Origin of the sequence: Pseudomonas sp. efr-133-TYG-5, from assembly GCF_030209175.1 — a bacterium.
In the GTDB taxonomy this organism is placed as follows: domain Bacteria; phylum Pseudomonadota; class Gammaproteobacteria; order Pseudomonadales; family Pseudomonadaceae; genus Aquipseudomonas.
The window spans coordinates 2,658,859-2,675,285 of sequence record NZ_JARVSM010000001.1; the positions used below are offsets into that span (position 1 = coordinate 2,658,859).

The following is a 16,427-nucleotide window of genomic DNA, read 5'->3' on the forward strand; positions in this document are numbered from 1 at the left end:
ATCAAAGCAGACGGCTGTAAACGTTTTTTGTGCCATGGGTTGAGCTTCGCATCTTCTGATGAGCAAGGAAGGCCAGCCCTGTTCCGCTCAAGGCAAACAGGGCCATCACGTAGTAGGACCACTGTGGCTGCGTTTCGTACAGGTAACCGGCAAAGGGTGTGGCCAGGCCCATCGGCAGGGCCACCGCCAGGGAGTAGTAGACGCCTTGAGTAAAGACCTGAATGTCCTGCGGCGCGTGGTCGCGAATAAAGCGCATGATCGCCGCGTGATAGGCGGCGAAACTCAGGGCGTGCAGGCACTGCCCGAGCAGGATCAGCGTCAGCGCGTCGCTGTTGGAAAACAGCGCCCAGCGTACGGCTGCGCAGACGCTGGAAAACATCACGATCGACAGCGGCGCGGCATACGCCAGGACTTTGTTCGACAGCGCGAACCAGGTGATTTCCGCCAGCACCGCCACTGCCCAGAACATGCCGATGGCGGACGCGGAATAACCTTTCACGCCCCAACCAATCGACGCGGTGGAAAAGTACAGGGTGTGACTCAGTTGAATGCAACTGGCCGCCGCAATCGCGAGCAGCAGGCTCTTGTGGGCAAACAGCGCTTTGCCGTCGGGTCGCTTGCCCGTTCGGCCGCGCGGCTGCAGCTGCGCCCGCGACACCTGACGCTTGAGGCGCAGACACGCCACGCCGGTGAGCAGCATGCTCGCGGCGATGACCAGCGGCACCCAGGACTGACCGTACCGGGCGAACAGCAGGCCGCCGAGTGTCGAGGTCAGGATAAACGCCGAAGACCCCACCGCCCGCACCCAGCCATAGTTCTGCAAGGCCTGTTTATCGCGCTTGAGCAGGTAGGCCTCGGACAAGGGCAACACCACCATCCACAGCCCGCCGAACAACACACTGAGGCCAACGAACAGCCACAGGTGCGTCGGGATGAAACAGAACAGCAACGTACACAACGCCGCGCTGAAGCCCAGAGCGGCGGCAAGCCGCAACTGGTCCACGCGCCAGTCGGCCACATAAGTGATCAGCACGCCGCTGAACACCTGCGGCCAGTACGCCGCAGCAATCAGCAAACCGATCTGACTGGCGCTGAAACCCAGCGAATCCAGCCAGGTCGGCCAGAAGGGATAGATGATTCCTTCAGCCGCAAAGAACCCGAAAAAGATTAGATACATGCGTCAACCATACGGCGGATACTCCAGCGTCAGGGCTCCAAAGGAACCCTGACGGCCCTCGTTTATTCGAAGCGTTGCTGGGTGAACGGGTTTTTGCCCTTGCGCCAGACGATCAGCGCTTCACTCATGATCACCAGGTCGACCATCCCTTCTTTCAGCGCATCCAGGGCGTCCTGGGACGAGCACACGATCGGTTCTTCGTGGCGGTTGAACGAGGTGTTGATCAAGGCGGCCTGCCCGGTCCGCTGATGCCAGGCCGTCAGCAGGCGATGCATGAATGGGTCGCGCTGCGGGCGGATGATCTGCGGCCGTGCGGTGCCGTCGATGTGCACCACGGCGGGACTGGCTTCGCGAAATTGCGGGTGGCAGTCGTAGGTCATGGTCATGGTGTCGGCGGCCACTTGGGACGCGTCCCAACCGACGTAACAGGCCTCTGCCTGCTCGATCGCGGTGACCGGACCGAAGGGCATGAACTCGGTGCGGTGCATGCGTTTGTTCAGCCAGTCATTCACCTCGGCATCCTGCGCGTGATAGACGATGCTGCGGTTGCACAGCGAACGCGGGCCGAATTCCATCTTGCCCTTGAACATGCCCAGCACCTGATTCGCCAGCAGCGCATCGGTGAGCACCTCAATGATGTTCGATGGCGTGTGATAACCCAGCTCCGGGTAGTCACGGTTGATCAGGTTGATGTTCTGCGAAACGCTGCGCGCCTGCGGCCCGAGCATCATCGAGGGGTTACGGAAACGGCTACCGTTCTGCAGATAGGCCGCCCCGACCGCTGCGGCCAGGGCCAGCCCGCCATCGCCCATGCAGGGCAGCACATAAACGTTCTTCACCGCGGGAATCTCGCGCAGACGCTGGTTGAGCTTGACGTTGCCGAACACCCCGCCGGCCAGGCACAGGTTGCTGCTGCCGCGCTGCGCCAGGTGATGGCTGACGATCGCCACCAGCAGGTCTTCACTGTGGCGCTGCACAGCGGCGGCGATGTCCTCCGGCGTTTCCCGGGCGAAGCGGCTGGTCAGCGATTCACTGTAGGTGTTGTAGGACGGCAGGAACATGTCGCCGCAGGATGCTTTGATCCGGCCGTCTTCGAAACGGATCATCTGCTGCATCACCCCGAGCAGCTTTTGCGGGTCGCCGAACGCCGCCAGACCGGTGACCTTGCCCTCATGCCGGTTGGGCTTGTAACCGAGCAGGTGGGTAATCCGCCCGTAGAAATAGCCGAGGCTGTCGATGCTGGTTTCGCGTTGCAGCACGGTGGTTTCGGTCGGGCTGTACCAGGTCACGGTGAGGGACTGGAAATCACCGCGGCCGTCGCAAGTCAGGGTCAGCGCTTCGTCAAAAGGCGAGCAGACATACGCACCCAGCGCATGGCACTCATGGTGATCGATGTAATACGCCTTGCCGGTCAGGCCATTGGCCGCAATGTACTGGTCAAACTCGGCGCGCTTGCCTTTGTCGTTGTTGATTTCATCGGTGACGCGTTGGCGGAACTGCGCCAGGCCCTGGGGATTGCCCCTGACCTCCTCGACGATGCGGTCGAAGTACAGCTCGAGATGTTTATCGGCGTTGAAGCCGGCGTTCCAGCCGTAGGCGACATAGTCGACATCCTCGAGTGAAACGCCAGCCTGGCTCAGAACAAACTCGATCGACCTGGCGGGCCAGACCTTGTGATCCTTTATGCGAGTGAAGCGTTCCTCGCTGACTGCGCAGAGGATCTCGCCATCACGGACCAGGCAGGCGCCGGCCAAATCATTGTTCGTAACACCCAGAATGATCATAACTATTCCTTGTTCATGCCAATTGAAGTGATGGCTGCGCCCACGCTCACTGCGTGCCGTGCGCCAGCTTGAGTCAACGACAGAGGCCGGCCGTCAATGGCCGAGCGTCATGTATCGGGAGAAAGCGGAACGCTGTGTGTCCGCCGGGGATACGCCTTTACCAGAAGGCATCGGGGTGTGTTGCCATCGCAAAATCCTTTTGCCAGAAACTCCAGGGGCAGTGGCGTGTCGAGCTGGCCTCATGCCTGCTGACCGTTGACGGCGATACCCAATCGGTACGTCATCAGCGCCACCTTCGTTTAACCGGTTGACAGCCTAGTCGGTAATTTTCCAGGCACCCCACGCCGTCCTTGCTAAAAATTAAATACCACCGTCATCCGCCGTCGTTCCGGGGGCGGCACGGGCAAAAAAAAACCTGCAGGCTGGCATGCCAGCGTCTGCAGGTTCAGCAATGTATAGAGCGCGGGACTCACAACATCTCGTGACGGATCCACTCCACGACCGAGGTGCGCTTCGGTGTCCAGCCCAGCAGTTGGCGGGCGTGCCTGCCGCGCACGCGACTGTTGGAGCCGAGGCCGTAGTTGGCCATTTCGTAGCCCCATTCGGCTTCGGCGTCTTTCAGCGGCCAGTCCTGGGGCGCGCCCAGTTGCAGGGCCTCGGCCATGGCGGTGGTCATGTCGATGAACGCCGCCTCGCCGCTTTCAACGAAGTAGAACGTGCCTGGCACGTTGCGGGTCAGCGCCAGCAGGTACAGGGCGACGACGTCTTCGATGTGCACGTTGGACCAGATGTTCTGCCCGCTGCCGACGTGGCGCACCACGCCGCTTTTACGTGCCTGTCGCAACAGTCGCGGCAATTGCACGCTGTCGCGATGCACACCGAGGCTGTGGCCGTAGATCAGCGTGTTGCAGATCACCGCCGAGTTCACGCCATCCTGCGCGGCGGCGAGGATCAGCTGGTCGATGGCCACGCGCGCCGCCTTGTCGACGGTCGGCTCCGGCAGGTTGTCTTCGAAGTAGATGACGTCGCTGGATTTGCCTCCGGACGCATCGCCGACGATGCTCGAACCGCTGGTGTGCAGGAACACTTTGTGCGAGCCACGCAAGGCCCCGAGCAAGGCTTCGACGGCGCCGCGATGGTCGCTGCTGGCGGCGTTGATCACCGCGTCGGCGGCCCGGGCCTGCTCGGCCAGCAATGCCGGGTCGTCGAGGGTGCCGATGACCGGAGTGATGCCCAGGGCTTGCAGTTCCTCGGCCTGGGCGGCGCTGCGCACCAGCCCCGTGACAGCGTGCCCGGCCTGCACCAGACCGGTGGCGATGGAACCGCCGATAAAACCGGCGGCGCCGGTGACGAATACGTTCATGGCCAAACTCCCTGCGTGAATAAGTGATGCAACGAGTATCGACCTGCGCTGGCGGCGGAAAAACCTGCCCGCAGCCAAATCACTGTTGCGCAGGGATCACGAGTCAGCCTTTGAAATCGGCGCTGGCGTACGCCGCCAGTTTGCTCTGGATAAAGTCGAGGAAGCACTGGATACGCAACGCCAGTTGCGAGTTGCGGTAGTACACGGCGTTGATCGGCTGGCGATAACCGCTGTTGAACTGCGCCAGCAACACCTTGAGCCGGCCGGCGCGGATATCGTCGATGGTCATGAAGTGCGACAGGCACGCGATGCCCTGCCCCTCCAGTGCCAGATGACGTACGGTCTCGCCGCTGGAAGCGCTGATCGCCGGAGTGATCGACCAGCGATCGCCGTGCACATGGCGCAGCGGCCACTGGTTGAGGCCTTCGTTCTGGGTGAAACCCAGCAGGGTGTGGGCGCTGAGATCGGCGACCTGCAGCGGTTCGCCGTGCTGCTGCAGATAGGCCGGGCTGGCGACGATCAGCAACGGGCTGCAGCCGAGCGAACGCGCGTGCAGGGTCGAGTCGGCGAGGGTGCCGATGCGGATGGCGACGTCAGTGCTTTGTTCCAGCAGGTCAATGATCAGGTCATTGCTGTTGAGTTCGAGCTGAATGTCCGGATAGAGCCGGCGGAATTCGTCGATGTACGGCACCACGGCGTGCAGCATGAACGGCGACGCGGCGTTGATACGCAAGCGCCCGGACGGGTTCTGCTGCCGCGAGGACAGGCGTTCTTCCAGTTGATCCATCTGATCGAGAATCAGCTTGGCCTGCTCGAAGAAGTATTTGCCCTCCTCGGTCAGATCCATGCGCCGCGTGGTGCGGTTGATCAGGGTGGTGTCGAGCTTGGCCTCCAGTCGCGACAGCGTGCGACTGACCGCCGACGGCGTCTGCCCGACCTGCTCGGCGGCGGCGGAAATCGAACCGCATTCGATCACGCAGACGAAAATCTGCAACTCATCGGATCTGGCTTTCACGGGTGTCCTCGTCGAGATCGCCAGGATCGCCGCCGGCGGCGATCCTGGGCTGGTGCCAGCGATAGTAGCCCGAAACCCGTCAGGCCTTGAGGCCGAACACCTCTTTGAGGTGCTGCTCATAGCGCACCACGTCGTTGTCGATGTTCGGCCGCTTCATCACGTCGACACAGAGAAACGTTGGCAGTGCAGTCATGCCGAGGAATTCGTTGGCCTTGTGAAACGGGAAGTACACCGCGTCCACGCCCTTGGCCTCGAAGAAATCGCTCGGATCGTCAAAAGCCTGCTGCGGCGCGTTCCAGGTCAACGACAGCATGTACTGCTTGCCCTGGATCAGACCGCCGCTGCCGTACTTCTGCGAGGCATCGGAACGGGTCCGGCCATCGCTGGCGTAAAGGCTGCCGTGGCCGGCGGTGAAGACTTCGTCGAGGTACTTTTTCACCGTCCACGGCGCGCCCATCCACCAGCCGGGCATCTGATAGATGATCACGTCGGCCCAGAGGAATTTTGCCACCTCTTCGGCGACGTCGTAGCCCGCGTCGATGAAGGTGGTCTTGACGTCGATGCCGCCGCGATCGAGCACGCTGAGGGCAGCTTCGTGCAAGGTGGTGTTGTAGCGACCGTCGGAGTGAGCGAATTGTTTACCGCCATTGAGCAACAGGACTTTTTTCATGAAAACGCCTCGGCACAGCCATGTGGCTGGATGGAGTAGGGAAAAGGAATGGCGGCAGATTAGCGATGGAGTTCGCGCGGAATAAGCCGTGCTTGCGCAAAATACATTTGAGCAAAACGCACGAATCAGCGCTGGATTGTTGCCTTAGGATTGGCGGCCATTCGAACTTGAGGAGTTGTTTTCGATGAGTGAACGCCACGGTTTCATCCTGCACGCCAAGACCCGCCCGGAAACCGCCGAGGCCTTCGAAGCGTTGTTCCGTGCCTACGTCGAACCGAGCCGTGCCGAGCCGGGTTGCATCGAGTACCACATGCTGCGCGACAAGGCTGATCCGACCTTGTTCATCTTCTACGAGATCTGGCAGTCCCAGGCGCATCTCGACGTGCATTCCAACCTGCCGCACATGCGCGAGTTCTTCGCCCGGCGCATGGATTATCTGGAGCGCGATTTCGAGATCCGCCCGATTGAAATGCTCAGTGCCTCATCGGCTAACCGCTGATCAACAGATGGGCACCGAGCGCGCCCAGGCCGATGAAGAACACACGCTTGAACAGCACGGCGCTGATCCGCAGCCGCAGCCATTGCCCGAGCCACATGCCGAGCAGCGCCGGGATCAGCGCCAGCAGCGACGCGCTCAATTCACCGCCGCCCAACGCCCCGCGCCACAGCAGCCCGGCCGCCAGCGCCAGGGTCGACACCGTGAACGCCAGGCCCAACGCCTGCACCAGTTCATCGCGTCGCAAGCCCAGCGCCTGCAGGTAAGGCACTGCCGGAATCACGAACACGCCGGTGGCCGCGGTGATGATGCCCGTGATCGCCCCGCACAGCGGCCCCAGCCATGCTTCGTGGCGGTGGCTGACTCGCAGCGGCGGCAGCCACAGTCCGCTCAGCGCATAGAGCAACAGCGCCGCGCCGAGTCCGCGCACCACCCAGTGCCCGCCAGCCATGCCGATCCATGACGTGCCGATCCCGCTGCCCAGAAAAATCGCCAGCAGCATCGGCCACAGCCGTTTGACCAGCGCCCGCAGATGGCCGCCGAACGCCAGTTGCCAGAGGTTGGTCAGCGTCGCCGGGATAATCAGCAACGCCGCAGCCTGTGCCGGGGCCATAGCCAGACCGAGCAGGCCCATGGCGACTGTCGGCAGGCCAAGGCCGATGACGCCCTTGACGGTGCCAGCGATGGCGAAAGTCGCGATGACCAGTATGGTCAAGGCTAGGCCGAGGTTCTGATAAAAGTCGACGAATATGTTCATGGCGCCACTGTGGGCCGTGGCTGGCAGCTTGAAAAGCTGCCATATATTGAGGCAGCCTCTGCCAACACAAGAGGCTGGATCAATCATCGAGGCAACTGGCGCCAGCGCCAGCCCTGCCCTCCTGCGGAGCTCGCGCCAATCATGCATTTCGACCTCACCGACCTGCGCCTCTACCTGCACGTGCTCGACAGCGGCAACATCACCGCCGGCGCCGCGCGCAGCCACCTCTCGCTGGCCGCCGCGAGCGCGCGCATCCGCGCCATGGAAACCTCGCTGGGCACCGAATTTCTGCACCGCGGCCGCCGTGGTGTTACGCCGACACCGGCGGGCAAGGCCCTGGCGCAACACGCGCGCATTCTTCTGCAGCAGGCCGAGCGCATGCAGCAGGATCTGGCGGATTACGCCCATGGCGTCAAAGGTCAGGTGCGGCTGCTATGCAACACCACGGCGATCAGCGAATACCTGCCGGAAGTGCTCGCCGATTTTCTGCGCCACCATCCCAACCTCGATATCGACCTGCAGGAGCTGCCCAGCGCGCGCATCACCCACGCTTTGCGCCAGGGCGCCGCGGATCTCGGCATCGTCTCCGATGCGGTCGACACCAGCGGCCTGCAGACCCGAGCGTTTCGCGACGACCCCCTGGTGCTGATTCTGCCGCTCGACCACCCCTTGGCCGACGCCGCCGAGCTCGGTTTCAGCGACGCCCTGCAGCATGATTTCGTCGCGCTGGGGGCGGCCAGCGCGCTGGCCATCTATCTCGAGGAACAGGCTCTGCACAGCGGCTCGCGCATGCAGGTGCGCATCCGCGCCGATGGTTTCGACGGGGTGATGCGCATGGTCGCTCGCGGTGCCGGCCTGGCCATCGTGCCGCTGGCCGCCGTCGAGCGCACGACATCAGGCGCCTTCATCAGCGTGCCCCTCAATGAACCCTGGGCGCGCCGCACATTGCGGTTGTGCGCCAGGGACTTCACGCACCTGCCGAACTATGCCCAGGCGCTGCTGCACGCCTTGACTCTCCCCTAAGGGGCAGACTTCATCCTTGGCTTTTTAGCGACAGGGAACGTGACCATGGGCAAACGCATTCTGCTGATTCTCGGCCATCCTTCGCCGACCAGCTTCTGTGCCGCGCTCGCCGCCGATTACACGCAAGCGGCGCTGGCTGCCGGCCACGAAGTGCGCCAGCTGCGCCTCGGCGAAATGGCGTTCGACCCGGTGCTGCGCCAGGGTTACCAGCAGGAGCAGGCGCTGGAAGCCGACTTGAGTGACGCGCAGGCCGACATTCTCTGGGCCGAACACCTGACGCTGGTCTATCCGATCTGGTGGGGTGGCATTCCGGCGCTGCTCAAGGGTTTCTTCGACCGGGTGTTTCTGCCGGGTTTCGCCTTCAAGTATCGACCCGGCAAGGCCTTCCCCGACAAATTGCTCAAGGGCCGCACCGCACATCTGCTGGTCACCCTGGACACCCCGGTCTGGTATTACCGCTGGTTCCATCACATGCCCGGGCTGCATGAAGTGCGCAAGACCACCCTGCAATTCTGTGGAATCACTCCGCGGCGCACGCTGACATTCGGCCCGGTACTGGGCTCCAGCGCCCGGCAGCGGCAAGCGTGGTTGCACCAGGCCCAGGCTATCGCCAGGCGCTGAGTCCTCCGATAATGCGCCGCGCAGTTTCAACTTGAAAAAGGACTTTTATGTACATCGGCCAGGCCGCGCAACGCTCCGGCACCACTATCAAAAGCATCCGCCACTACGAGTCGATCGGCCTGTTGCCGCAGCCCCGGCGCCAGGGCAATTATCGGCTCTACGATGAGCAGAGTGTCGAACTGCTGATCTTCATCAAGTGCGCCAAGGCCCTGGGTTTCCGCCTCAAGGAATTGCAGGCGATCTTCGCCGAGCATCACGGCGAGACGATGCCCTGGGCCCAGGCGCAACAGGCCATCGACCGAAAAAAACGCGAGAACCGCGCGCAGAGGGCCGAACTCGAGCAGCAATATCAGCAGCTGCAAGTCTTCGAAGCCAGCCTGGCGCAGGCCCGCAGTGAATGTCCGCTGCAACGGTTGTAGGAGTCAGGCGCGTTTCTGGACAGCTCGATGTCGAGCACAGACAACCGGAGGGCCAACGGGCGCTATAGGGTGCGACTTCATTCCCAACCTTCACTGCCCGGAGTCCTCATGACCGCGACCGCCCCTATCACTGTTCTGCGCGATACCCACCCGCTGCCGGTACTCGATGCCTGCAAATGGGAAAAACTCGAAGGCGACCCGCACACCGTCAACCTCAACGCCTACACCAGCGAAGACGGCAGCAAGATCATGGGCACCTGGATCTGCACGCCGGGCAAGTGGCGCGTCGACTACGTGAAGTGGGAGTACTGCCACTTCCAGGAAGGCTACTGCATCATCACCCCGGATGGCATGGCGCCGATCCACCTGCGCGCCGGCGACATCTTCGTGGTCGAGCCGGGGATGAAAGGCACCTGGGAAGTGGTCGAGACCGTGCGCAAATATTTCGTCTTCGCCTGATACAAAAAAGCCGGGAAACCACCCGACGTGATTTCCCGGCAATACTGCTGCAGGCTGTCTGGCGCCCCACTGGGGTGCCGGTGAAGCGGTCTTACTGCGGTTTGCGATAGCTGTTGATGATCGCCGAAAAGTCCTTGCCGCCGTCTCCGCGCTGGCTCATGGCCTGATACAACTGCTGCGCCACCGCGCCGAGCATCACCGGCTGGTGCGCCTGACGAGCCGCCTCAGTGGCCAGGCCCAGGTCCTTGAGCATCAGCTCGGCACCAAAACCGCCGGTGTAGCCGCGCGAGGCCGGGGCCGTTTCGACGATGCCCGGCCACGGGTTGTACATCTCCGAACTCCAGCAACGCCCGGTCGAGCTGTTGATGATCCCGGCCAGCACCGTGGTGTCGATGCCCAGCGCATCGCCGAGGGCCATGGCTTCGCTGACGCCGACCATCGAGATGGCCAGCAGCAGGTTGTTGCAGATCTTGGCGATCTGTCCGGTGCCGACTTCACCGCAATGGACGATGTTGCGGCCCATCTGCGCCAGCACCGGTTGCAGGGTGGCGAACAGCTCAGGCGTGGCGCCGACCATGAAGGTCAGCGTCCCGGCCGTTGCGCCGCCCGTACCGCCGGAGACCGGCGCATCGGCCATGGCCACGCCTTGTTTGGCCGCTGCGGCGGCCACATCGCGGGCGGTCTGCGGATCGATGGTGCTGCAATCCACCGCCGGCACGCCTTGACGAATGCCGGCCAGCACGCCGTCCTCACCGAGCCAGACGCTGCGTACATGCACGGCCGCCGGGAGCATGGTGATCACCAGCTCGGCATCCTCGGCCGCTTCCCGGGCCGAAGCGCGAATGGTGCCGCCCAGTTGCTCGAGTTCCGCCAGCACGGTTTTGTTCAGGTCCACCAGGTTAAGCGAATGACCGGCCTTGATCAGGTTGCGCGCCATCGGTGCGCCCATGTTGCCGAGTCCGATAAATGCGATTTTCATGGCCGATCCTCAGCGCAGGTTGATGGTGGTGTTCACGCCGTCATTGACGCTGTCGTCATCGAACCAGCGCGCCGTGACCGTTTTGGTCTGGGTGTAGAACTGCACCACTTGCTTGCCGTACGGGCCGAGGTCGCCGAGTTTCGAGCCCCGCGAACCGGTGAAGCTGAAGAATGGTACCGGCACCGGAATCGGAATGTTGATGCCGACCTGGCCCACATCGATTTCCGTCTGGAATTTGCGCGCCGCCGCACCGCTCTGGGTGAACAGGCCAGTGCCGTTGCCGAACGGGTTGGCGTTGACCAGCGCGATGGCCTGGTCGAGGGTGTCGACTTCCAGCACCACCAGCACCGGGCCGAAGATTTCCTGGGTGTAGATCTGCATGTCGGTGGTCACCCCGGAGAACAGGGTCGGGCCGACGAAGTTGCCTTTTTCATAGCCCGGCACGCTGATGTTGCGGCCGTCCAGCTCGAGTTTCGCGCCTTCCTTGATGCCGCTCTCGATCAGCTCGAGAATCCGCGCCTTGGCTTTCTTCGAAATCACCGGGCCGACATCGGTGCCCGGCTCGCTGCCGGCGTTGACCTTGAGTTTCTGCGCCAGCGCTTTCAGATCCGGCAACCACTGCTTCGCCGCACCGACCAGCACCACCACCGAAGTGGCCATGCAACGTTGCCCGGCCGCACCGAAACCGGCGCCGACCAAGGCATTCAGCGCTTGCTCGCGATTGGCATCCGGCAGCACCACGGCGTGGTTCTTCGCGCCCATCATCGATTGCACGCGCTTGCCGTGTTTGCCGGCCAGGTCATAGACGTGCGTACCGACCGCCGTCGACCCGACGAACGACACCGCTTTGATGTCCTTGTGGGTGCACAGGCCATCGACCACATCCTTGCCGCCATGCACGACGTTGAGCACGCCGGCCGGAACGCCAGCCTCGATGGCCAGCTCCACCAGCAGCATGGTGGACAGCGGATCCTGCTCCGAAGGTTTCAGCACGAAGGTGTTACCGCAGGCGATGGCCATCGGGAACATCCACAACGGAATCATCGCCGGGAAATTGAACGGAGTGATGCCGGCGCAGACGCCGATCGGCTGGCGCAGGGTATAGGTATCGACGCCACCGGCGACGTTCTCGGCAAACTCGCCCATTTGCAGGGTGCCGATGGAACAGGCGTGTTCGACCACTTCCAGGCCACGGAAAATATCACCCTCGGCGTCGGCAATGGTTTTGCCCTGCTCGGCGCTGAGGACCACGGCGATGCGCTTGGAGTGCTCGCGAATCAACGCTTGCAGCTTGAGCATGATGCGCATGCGGGCGCCGATCGGGGTCAGTTTCCAGGTCTGGAACGCGCGCTGGGCGGCGCTGACGGCAGCATCGACTTCCGCGGCAGTGGCGAACGGCACCTTGGCCAGCACCTCTTGGGTTGCCGGGTTGACGATGTCGTGCCATTCGCTGGATTGCGACTCGACCCATTCACCGTCGATCAGCAGCTTGACCTTGTGGATCGTGGTTTCGTTGGGCGTAAGCGATGCGTTCATGCTGGTCTCCAAAACTTGTTTTTATCGTAGGAGCCAAGGCGAAAGGTTCGCCTTGAGATGAGGCGTGTGTCGCGAATTGGTTGTCGGACTGTTTTTGGAGTATAGATGTGCAAACTTCTAATAAGAACGCACATATAAGCCAGTCCATCATGCAAAAAAACATCACCTCTTTAGGTTCGCTGAACTGGGACGACCTCAAGTTCTTCCTCGAAGTCGCCCGCACCCGCAAGGCCAGCACCGCCGCCAAACGCCTGGCGGTGGACTACACCACCGTGTCGCGGCGGATCAGTTCGCTGGAGGCGGCACTGGGCACCTTGCTGTTCGAGAAGTCGCGCACCAGCGGCTTCGTCCTGACCGCCGAGGGCCAGCGTCTGCTGGGCTATGCCGAGTCGATCGAGAGTACGCTGCACATGGCCTGCGAGCAGGTATCGGGATCCGGTGTGGCGCTGTCCGGGCATGTGCGCATGGGTTGCACCGAAGGTTTCGGCAGCTTCTTCATCACCCCGCAGCTGAGCCATTTCGTCGACGCCTACCCGGCGATCTCGGTGGACATCCTGCCGCTGCCGCACTTCATCAGCCTGTCCAAACGCGAGGCCGATATCGTCATCGCCCTCGAGCGCCCGGAGCACGGGCCGTACGTCTGCTGCAAACTGTGTGACTACCGCTTGCAGCTGTACGCGACCCAGGACTACCTCGACAAACACCCACCGATCCGCCGCCCCGCCGACCTCGGCAAACATCGATTCATCAGTTACGTGGATGACCTGGCGTTCAGCTCGGAGCTGCTCTACCTGGCGAACGTGCTGCCCGGCGCCAGCGCCCACCTGCGCAGTACCAGCGTGATCGCCCAGTTCGTCGCGGCGCAGCAAGGACGTTCCCTGGCGATCCTGCCATGCTTCCTCGCCGCCCAGGACCCACGCCTGCTGCCGGTGCTGCCCGAAGAAATCGACATCACCCGGCAGTTCTGGATGTACTGCCGGGAGGATCTGCGCAAGTTGAAGCGGATCACTCTGTTGTGGGATTACATCAGGGAGGTGACCGAGCGCAATCAGGGGCTGTTGATGGGGCAGAGTCGGGAGATGCGGTTTGCCGACTGACAAGTTTCAAGGAACTATGTGGCCGCTTCGTAACGAGGTCAGCAGGCCTTTTTCAAGCGTTTTGTAACAGGGTTTGGTACGCGACTCGTAACCTTTGAGAGCGCATCGAAGTCCTTACTTTTATTTTGAATTTAACGCTGTCATGGCGGCTACATTGTCGAAGACTGCTACGGCAAGCTGCCATCATTCAAGAGCGCTTCCCAACACGCTATCCTTCGCGCCCAGCAAATGACACGGAAGACAGGGAACACTCAGCAAGGCTTTTTGGGGGGGCGTCCTACAGCCATTGCTTGAGCTTCCCGGTCAGGTCGATGCTGCCCCAGCTACAGGCTGGAATTCTTCAAGGACGAAAGGAAGCTGCATGTCTGGCTATGTACCCAATCCACCGAAGGGCTACCGCAACAGCGGCGTAGAACCTGTCGATACCCATGCTCAGCGCTGGGCAGAATACAAAGACCTAGCACCAAAACCAGAAGGCAAGCCCTACACAATGGGCTGTGTGTTTGCCAAGAGCTGCAACCTCCCTGACGGTGTGATCGACCACAAGAACCCGTCCGGATTTGTGCCTGTTGAGAAACTGGCCGACTACGGACTGTGGGCTGTGCTTGGAACCGGGACAGCGATTACAGCCCAAGGCACCCCACTCCAACTGGTGGGCGGGTCTGCTACTGCCAGTGCAATTGCTAAACGTCTTGGCGGGTCGCTATCACTGGGTCTGCTGAAAGGATCAGGCGTTGTTGCCGCTGGCTTTGTAACAGGTACGGTTGGGATGCTGGAACACCAGCATTTCACCGGACAGCGCCTTCTACAAGAACGATCAATACGCAACGCTTGAATCTGGCCGCACCCGTGTACGCGTCAACGTGAAGACTCTGCCGGATGGCTCCGTTAACGCCTACGGCTTCTACACGGGCGGTAAATCGGATTGGGAGAATGTCCCGGTCATCGAAGGTAAGAAAGACGGCGATAAATTTGTTGCTGACATCGGCAACGGGATTGGCCTCACCTGGACACCAGCGGCAAACCCTGATGGGGTACTGGGAATTCCTGCATTGGAAGGCGCCCCGAAACTACCGTCTGTGTGGGTGTATCCGCCCACCGAACCGGCCAATAAGATACTGGTCAATCCGGTGTATCCGCCAGACTACCAAGATGCAATCATCACATTTCCTAACACCGATATTCAGCCGATTTACATTTCGCTCAGCGTATCAGGTGACCATAGTTATTACCCGGCGCCTAAAGGACTGACGGCATTTCCTGATGCAGTAAGCACGAGAAGCAAAAGCGCTGTTCAAGGCGGTGGTAAAAAACGCGCGCGCTGGAAGGATAGTAAGGGCCGTATCTACGAATGGGACAGTCAGCACGGAGCAGTTGAAATGTACGACAAGCAGGGCAGGCACTTGGGGGAGTTCGACGCGGAAACAGGCGAGCAAACCAAGGCAGCAAAACCAGGAAGAACCACCCCTAAATAGAGAGAAAAAGCCATGCATCTATGGATTAGCGGATTTTTGGACGAAGATAACGAAGACGACTCGTTGAAGTACTCTCTAACCGTTCCGCCTGAGTTTGAACAAGCGGTAATGGATATTCTCGGATGGCAAAGTCTTGCTGCTGAATGTGATGGCGAGCTTTTACTGACGTCTGGGCAAGTTCAACAAATTTCCACAGCAATAAATGAGCAATTGCCCACTGAATTAGATCTTTTTATCGGTGTACGAAGCTGAAACTTTTCGATTCGTCTGAAGCAGTGTCATGACTAACAAAAAAATTACGGCAAACGACGCCAGAGCATCACGACAATGAGGTGGCCCAAGCGACGTCTCGAACTTCGCGATCTCGGCATGGCCCTATACTTGCTCAGCCTTGCCCTACCAGCGGTTCACCAAAAAGATGATAACTGGCTGCATGGAACGCTCACCGAAGACATGTTACCGGGATGGTTTGCATTCATCACAGGGTTACTGGCCATGGTCTACGGTTACGCTGCTTGGTTAGCGAATCCCTTGTTTATAGCCGCTTACCGGACTCGAAACGCCAAGCGAAGCTTCATCTATGCAGTACTCGCCTTGCTGGCGGGACTGTCGGTGCAATTACAGTTCGTGAGTTGGTACGACGAGGACGGCAGATTTACCGTTATTGGTTATACCTATGGCTACTACGTCTGGTTGCTTTCTTTCGCCTGGCTGGCCGTCCTGGCCGTAGTGAACGCGCGAAAGGAGACCAATAGCGTTTCTGAACCTGGTCCAAGTTAGCGTATCTGATGCTTCTTTTCGTATCTGTGAGCTGTCCGAAAGAGACGCTGCAGCTCCATCTTTTGCCAGGTTAGCTAAGGTCTTCCCCCGATTGACAACTCTTAAGGCGAATTGGCGATTGTCCTATTCGCGCTCAACCAAATGGATGACCGTATCCTGAATCGACACCCGCTTAGAGCCAGATCCCTCCAGTTCAATGCGACGACGCTGGGCCAGCAAGCGTAACGTTGCGCTGTAACCGGTCAGGGCTGTTAAGGTTAGCTCCTTGTCGAGAACGACGATTAGTCGGCGCTGACCACAATCGCGACACGACGATTTTCCGTGCGGCCAGCCGCCGTGTCGTTCGAGGCCACCGGTTCGCTGCTACCGAGGCCTTGCAGCTGGATATTTTCATCCTTCATGCCGACGGAGGTCAGCACCTTGCGCACGCTTTGCGCCCGGCGCAGTGACAGCTGCTGGTTGTAGCTTTCCTTGCCCGAGGCGTCGGTGTGGCCATCGACCCGCACCCGCTCGATGCCGACACTCAACAAGGCCTTGCCGATACGCTCGACGATTTGCGTACTTTGCGAATTGAGGGTTTCGACATCACTGCCAAACAGCACTTTTCCCGACAGGCCGAACGCCCAGCCTTCATCGGTCAGCTCGAAACCCTGTTGTTTCAATACGGCGATCTGAGCCGGCGTCAGGCCTTTCTGCGGCGCGGTCTGGCAGCCGCTCAGGGCCAGTACGGCAATCATCAGCACGGTGGAAAACAGTCGGGAAGAAAAACACAACAC

17 protein-coding genes and 1 pseudogene are annotated in these 16,427 nt (G+C 60.9%); 9 read left to right on the plus strand and 9 right to left on the minus strand.

The features are described 5' to 3' along the window. Position 1 precedes the first annotated feature (1 nt). The 5 genes from QRN70_RS12075 to mdaB all read right to left on the minus strand — a co-directional run bounded on the left by QRN70_RS12075 (position 2) and on the right by mdaB (position 6,009). On the minus strand, positions 2-1,177 hold the full coding sequence (locus QRN70_RS12075; RefSeq protein WP_285417929.1) for an MFS transporter: 1,176 nt from the start codon (positions 1,175-1,177) through the stop codon (positions 2-4). A gap of 62 nt (positions 1,178-1,239) precedes the next feature. After that, positions 1,240-2,961, minus strand: a complete 1,722-nt coding sequence (locus tag QRN70_RS12080; protein ID WP_285417930.1) for a carbamoyltransferase family protein — start codon at positions 2,959-2,961, stop codon at positions 1,240-1,242. A 469-nt stretch (positions 2,962-3,430) separates the two neighbouring features. Next, complete coding sequence (locus QRN70_RS12085) at positions 3,431-4,324, minus strand: NAD-dependent epimerase/dehydratase family protein (protein ID WP_285417932.1); 894 nt, start codon at positions 4,322-4,324, stop codon at positions 3,431-3,433. A 103-nt stretch (positions 4,325-4,427) separates the two neighbouring features. Continuing rightward, positions 4,428-5,339, minus strand: coding sequence for a LysR family transcriptional regulator (locus QRN70_RS12090; protein ID WP_285417934.1), 912 nt, complete (start codon positions 5,337-5,339; stop codon positions 4,428-4,430). A 79-nt stretch (positions 5,340-5,418) separates the two neighbouring features. Continuing rightward, entirely contained in the window at positions 5,419-6,009 is a 591-nt protein-coding gene (gene mdaB / locus QRN70_RS12095) for an NADPH:quinone oxidoreductase MdaB (protein WP_285417935.1), read from the minus strand. 184 nt (positions 6,010-6,193) lie between these two features. Between mdaB and QRN70_RS12100 the strand changes: the two genes are divergently transcribed. Next, on the plus strand, positions 6,194-6,508 hold the full coding sequence (locus QRN70_RS12100; RefSeq protein WP_285417936.1) for a putative quinol monooxygenase: 315 nt from the start codon (positions 6,194-6,196) through the stop codon (positions 6,506-6,508). On the opposite strand, the gene QRN70_RS12105 is transcribed toward QRN70_RS12100, so the two are convergent. Further along, positions 6,498-7,262: a sulfite exporter TauE/SafE family protein gene (locus QRN70_RS12105; protein WP_285417937.1), complete on the minus strand. Its 765-nt coding sequence runs from the start codon at positions 7,260-7,262 to the stop codon at positions 6,498-6,500. The genes QRN70_RS12100 and QRN70_RS12105 overlap by 11 nt on opposite strands. Before the next feature lie 141 nt (positions 7,263-7,403). Here QRN70_RS12105 and QRN70_RS12110 point away from each other — a divergent pair, with 141 nt between their 5' ends. The 4 genes from QRN70_RS12110 (at position 7,404) to QRN70_RS12125 (ending at position 9,784) form a co-directional block, all read left to right on the plus strand. Then, on the plus strand, positions 7,404-8,285 hold the full coding sequence (locus tag QRN70_RS12110) for a LysR substrate-binding domain-containing protein (RefSeq protein WP_285417938.1): 882 nt from the start codon (positions 7,404-7,406) through the stop codon (positions 8,283-8,285). A 45-nt stretch (positions 8,286-8,330) separates the two neighbouring features. Then, positions 8,331-8,906: an NAD(P)H-dependent oxidoreductase gene (locus tag QRN70_RS12115; RefSeq protein WP_285417939.1), complete on the plus strand. Its 576-nt coding sequence runs from the start codon at positions 8,331-8,333 to the stop codon at positions 8,904-8,906. A gap of 47 nt (positions 8,907-8,953) precedes the next feature. Continuing rightward, positions 8,954-9,325 (plus strand): MerR family transcriptional regulator, encoded by a 372-nt coding sequence (locus QRN70_RS12120; RefSeq protein WP_285417940.1) that lies wholly within the window; start codon positions 8,954-8,956, stop codon positions 9,323-9,325. A gap of 108 nt (positions 9,326-9,433) precedes the next feature. Continuing rightward, positions 9,434-9,784 carry a cupin domain-containing protein gene (locus QRN70_RS12125; protein ID WP_003221437.1) on the plus strand — a complete coding sequence of 117 codons (351 nt, stop codon included), beginning with the start codon at positions 9,434-9,436 and terminating at the stop codon, positions 9,782-9,784. Positions 9,785-9,875: 91 nt separating this feature from the next. Here the strand turns inward: QRN70_RS12125 and mmsB are convergent, their stop codons facing one another. Then, positions 9,876-10,763 (minus strand): 3-hydroxyisobutyrate dehydrogenase, encoded by an 888-nt coding sequence (gene mmsB, locus QRN70_RS12130; RefSeq protein WP_285417942.1) that lies wholly within the window; start codon positions 10,761-10,763, stop codon positions 9,876-9,878. A 9-nt stretch (positions 10,764-10,772) separates the two neighbouring features. Further along, the gene (locus QRN70_RS12135) at positions 10,773-12,299 is read right to left on the minus strand and encodes a CoA-acylating methylmalonate-semialdehyde dehydrogenase (protein WP_285417944.1); all 1,527 of its coding nucleotides are present in this window, start codon (positions 12,297-12,299) and stop codon (positions 10,773-10,775) included. Between the two features lie 149 nt (positions 12,300-12,448). Between QRN70_RS12135 and QRN70_RS12140 the strand changes: the two genes are divergently transcribed. The 4 genes and pseudogenes from QRN70_RS12140 (at position 12,449) to QRN70_RS12155 (ending at position 15,651) form a co-directional block, all read left to right on the plus strand. Continuing rightward, positions 12,449-13,396, plus strand: a complete 948-nt coding sequence (locus tag QRN70_RS12140) for a LysR family transcriptional regulator (RefSeq protein ID WP_285417946.1) — start codon at positions 12,449-12,451, stop codon at positions 13,394-13,396. Positions 13,397-13,757: 361 nt separating this feature from the next. After that, positions 13,758-14,871: pseudogene (locus tag QRN70_RS12145) on the plus strand (colicin E3/pyocin S6 family cytotoxin). Between the two features lie 12 nt (positions 14,872-14,883). After that, on the plus strand, positions 14,884-15,123 hold the full coding sequence (locus tag QRN70_RS12150) for a pyocin S6 family toxin immunity protein (protein WP_285417948.1): 240 nt from the start codon (positions 14,884-14,886) through the stop codon (positions 15,121-15,123). A gap of 117 nt (positions 15,124-15,240) precedes the next feature. Continuing rightward, entirely contained in the window at positions 15,241-15,651 is a 411-nt protein-coding gene (locus QRN70_RS12155) for a hypothetical protein (protein ID WP_285417949.1), read from the plus strand. 281 nt (positions 15,652-15,932) lie between these two features. On the opposite strand, the gene yfiB is transcribed toward QRN70_RS12155, so the two are convergent. Continuing rightward, positions 15,933-16,427, minus strand: a complete 495-nt coding sequence (gene yfiB, locus QRN70_RS12160; protein ID WP_502941564.1) for an outer membrane lipoprotein YfiB — start codon at positions 16,425-16,427, stop codon at positions 15,933-15,935.

What these genes read in the sequence shown, in the direction of transcription:
- QRN70_RS12075 (WP_285417929.1), bottom strand. Translation starts at nt 1,177, where the DNA reads ATGTATCTAATCTTTTTCGGGTTCTTTGCGGCTGAAGGAATCATCTAT.
- QRN70_RS12080 (WP_285417930.1), bottom strand. Translation starts at nt 2,961, where the DNA reads ATGATCATTCTGGGTGTTACGAACAATGATTTGGCCGGCGCCTGCCTG.
- QRN70_RS12085 (WP_285417932.1), bottom strand. Translation starts at nt 4,324, where the DNA reads ATGAACGTATTCGTCACCGGCGCCGCCGGTTTTATCGGCGGTTCCATC.
- mdaB (WP_285417935.1), bottom strand. Translation starts at nt 6,009, where the DNA reads ATGAAAAAAGTCCTGTTGCTCAATGGCGGTAAACAATTCGCTCACTCC.
- QRN70_RS12100 (WP_285417936.1), top strand. Translation starts at nt 6,194, where the DNA reads ATGAGTGAACGCCACGGTTTCATCCTGCACGCCAAGACCCGCCCGGAA.
- QRN70_RS12105 (WP_285417937.1), bottom strand. Translation starts at nt 7,262, where the DNA reads ATGAACATATTCGTCGACTTTTATCAGAACCTCGGCCTAGCCTTGACC.
- QRN70_RS12110 (WP_285417938.1), top strand. Translation starts at nt 7,404, where the DNA reads ATGCATTTCGACCTCACCGACCTGCGCCTCTACCTGCACGTGCTCGAC.
- QRN70_RS12115 (WP_285417939.1), top strand. Translation starts at nt 8,331, where the DNA reads ATGGGCAAACGCATTCTGCTGATTCTCGGCCATCCTTCGCCGACCAGC.
- QRN70_RS12120 (WP_285417940.1), top strand. Translation starts at nt 8,954, where the DNA reads ATGTACATCGGCCAGGCCGCGCAACGCTCCGGCACCACTATCAAAAGC.
- QRN70_RS12125 (WP_003221437.1), top strand. Translation starts at nt 9,434, where the DNA reads ATGACCGCGACCGCCCCTATCACTGTTCTGCGCGATACCCACCCGCTG.
- mmsB (WP_285417942.1), bottom strand. Translation starts at nt 10,763, where the DNA reads ATGAAAATCGCATTTATCGGACTCGGCAACATGGGCGCACCGATGGCG.
- QRN70_RS12135 (WP_285417944.1), bottom strand. Translation starts at nt 12,299, where the DNA reads ATGAACGCATCGCTTACGCCCAACGAAACCACGATCCACAAGGTCAAG.
- QRN70_RS12140 (WP_285417946.1), top strand. Translation starts at nt 12,449, where the DNA reads ATGCAAAAAAACATCACCTCTTTAGGTTCGCTGAACTGGGACGACCTC.
- QRN70_RS12150 (WP_285417948.1), top strand. Translation starts at nt 14,884, where the DNA reads ATGCATCTATGGATTAGCGGATTTTTGGACGAAGATAACGAAGACGAC.
- QRN70_RS12155 (WP_285417949.1), top strand. Translation starts at nt 15,241, where the DNA reads ATGGCCCTATACTTGCTCAGCCTTGCCCTACCAGCGGTTCACCAAAAA.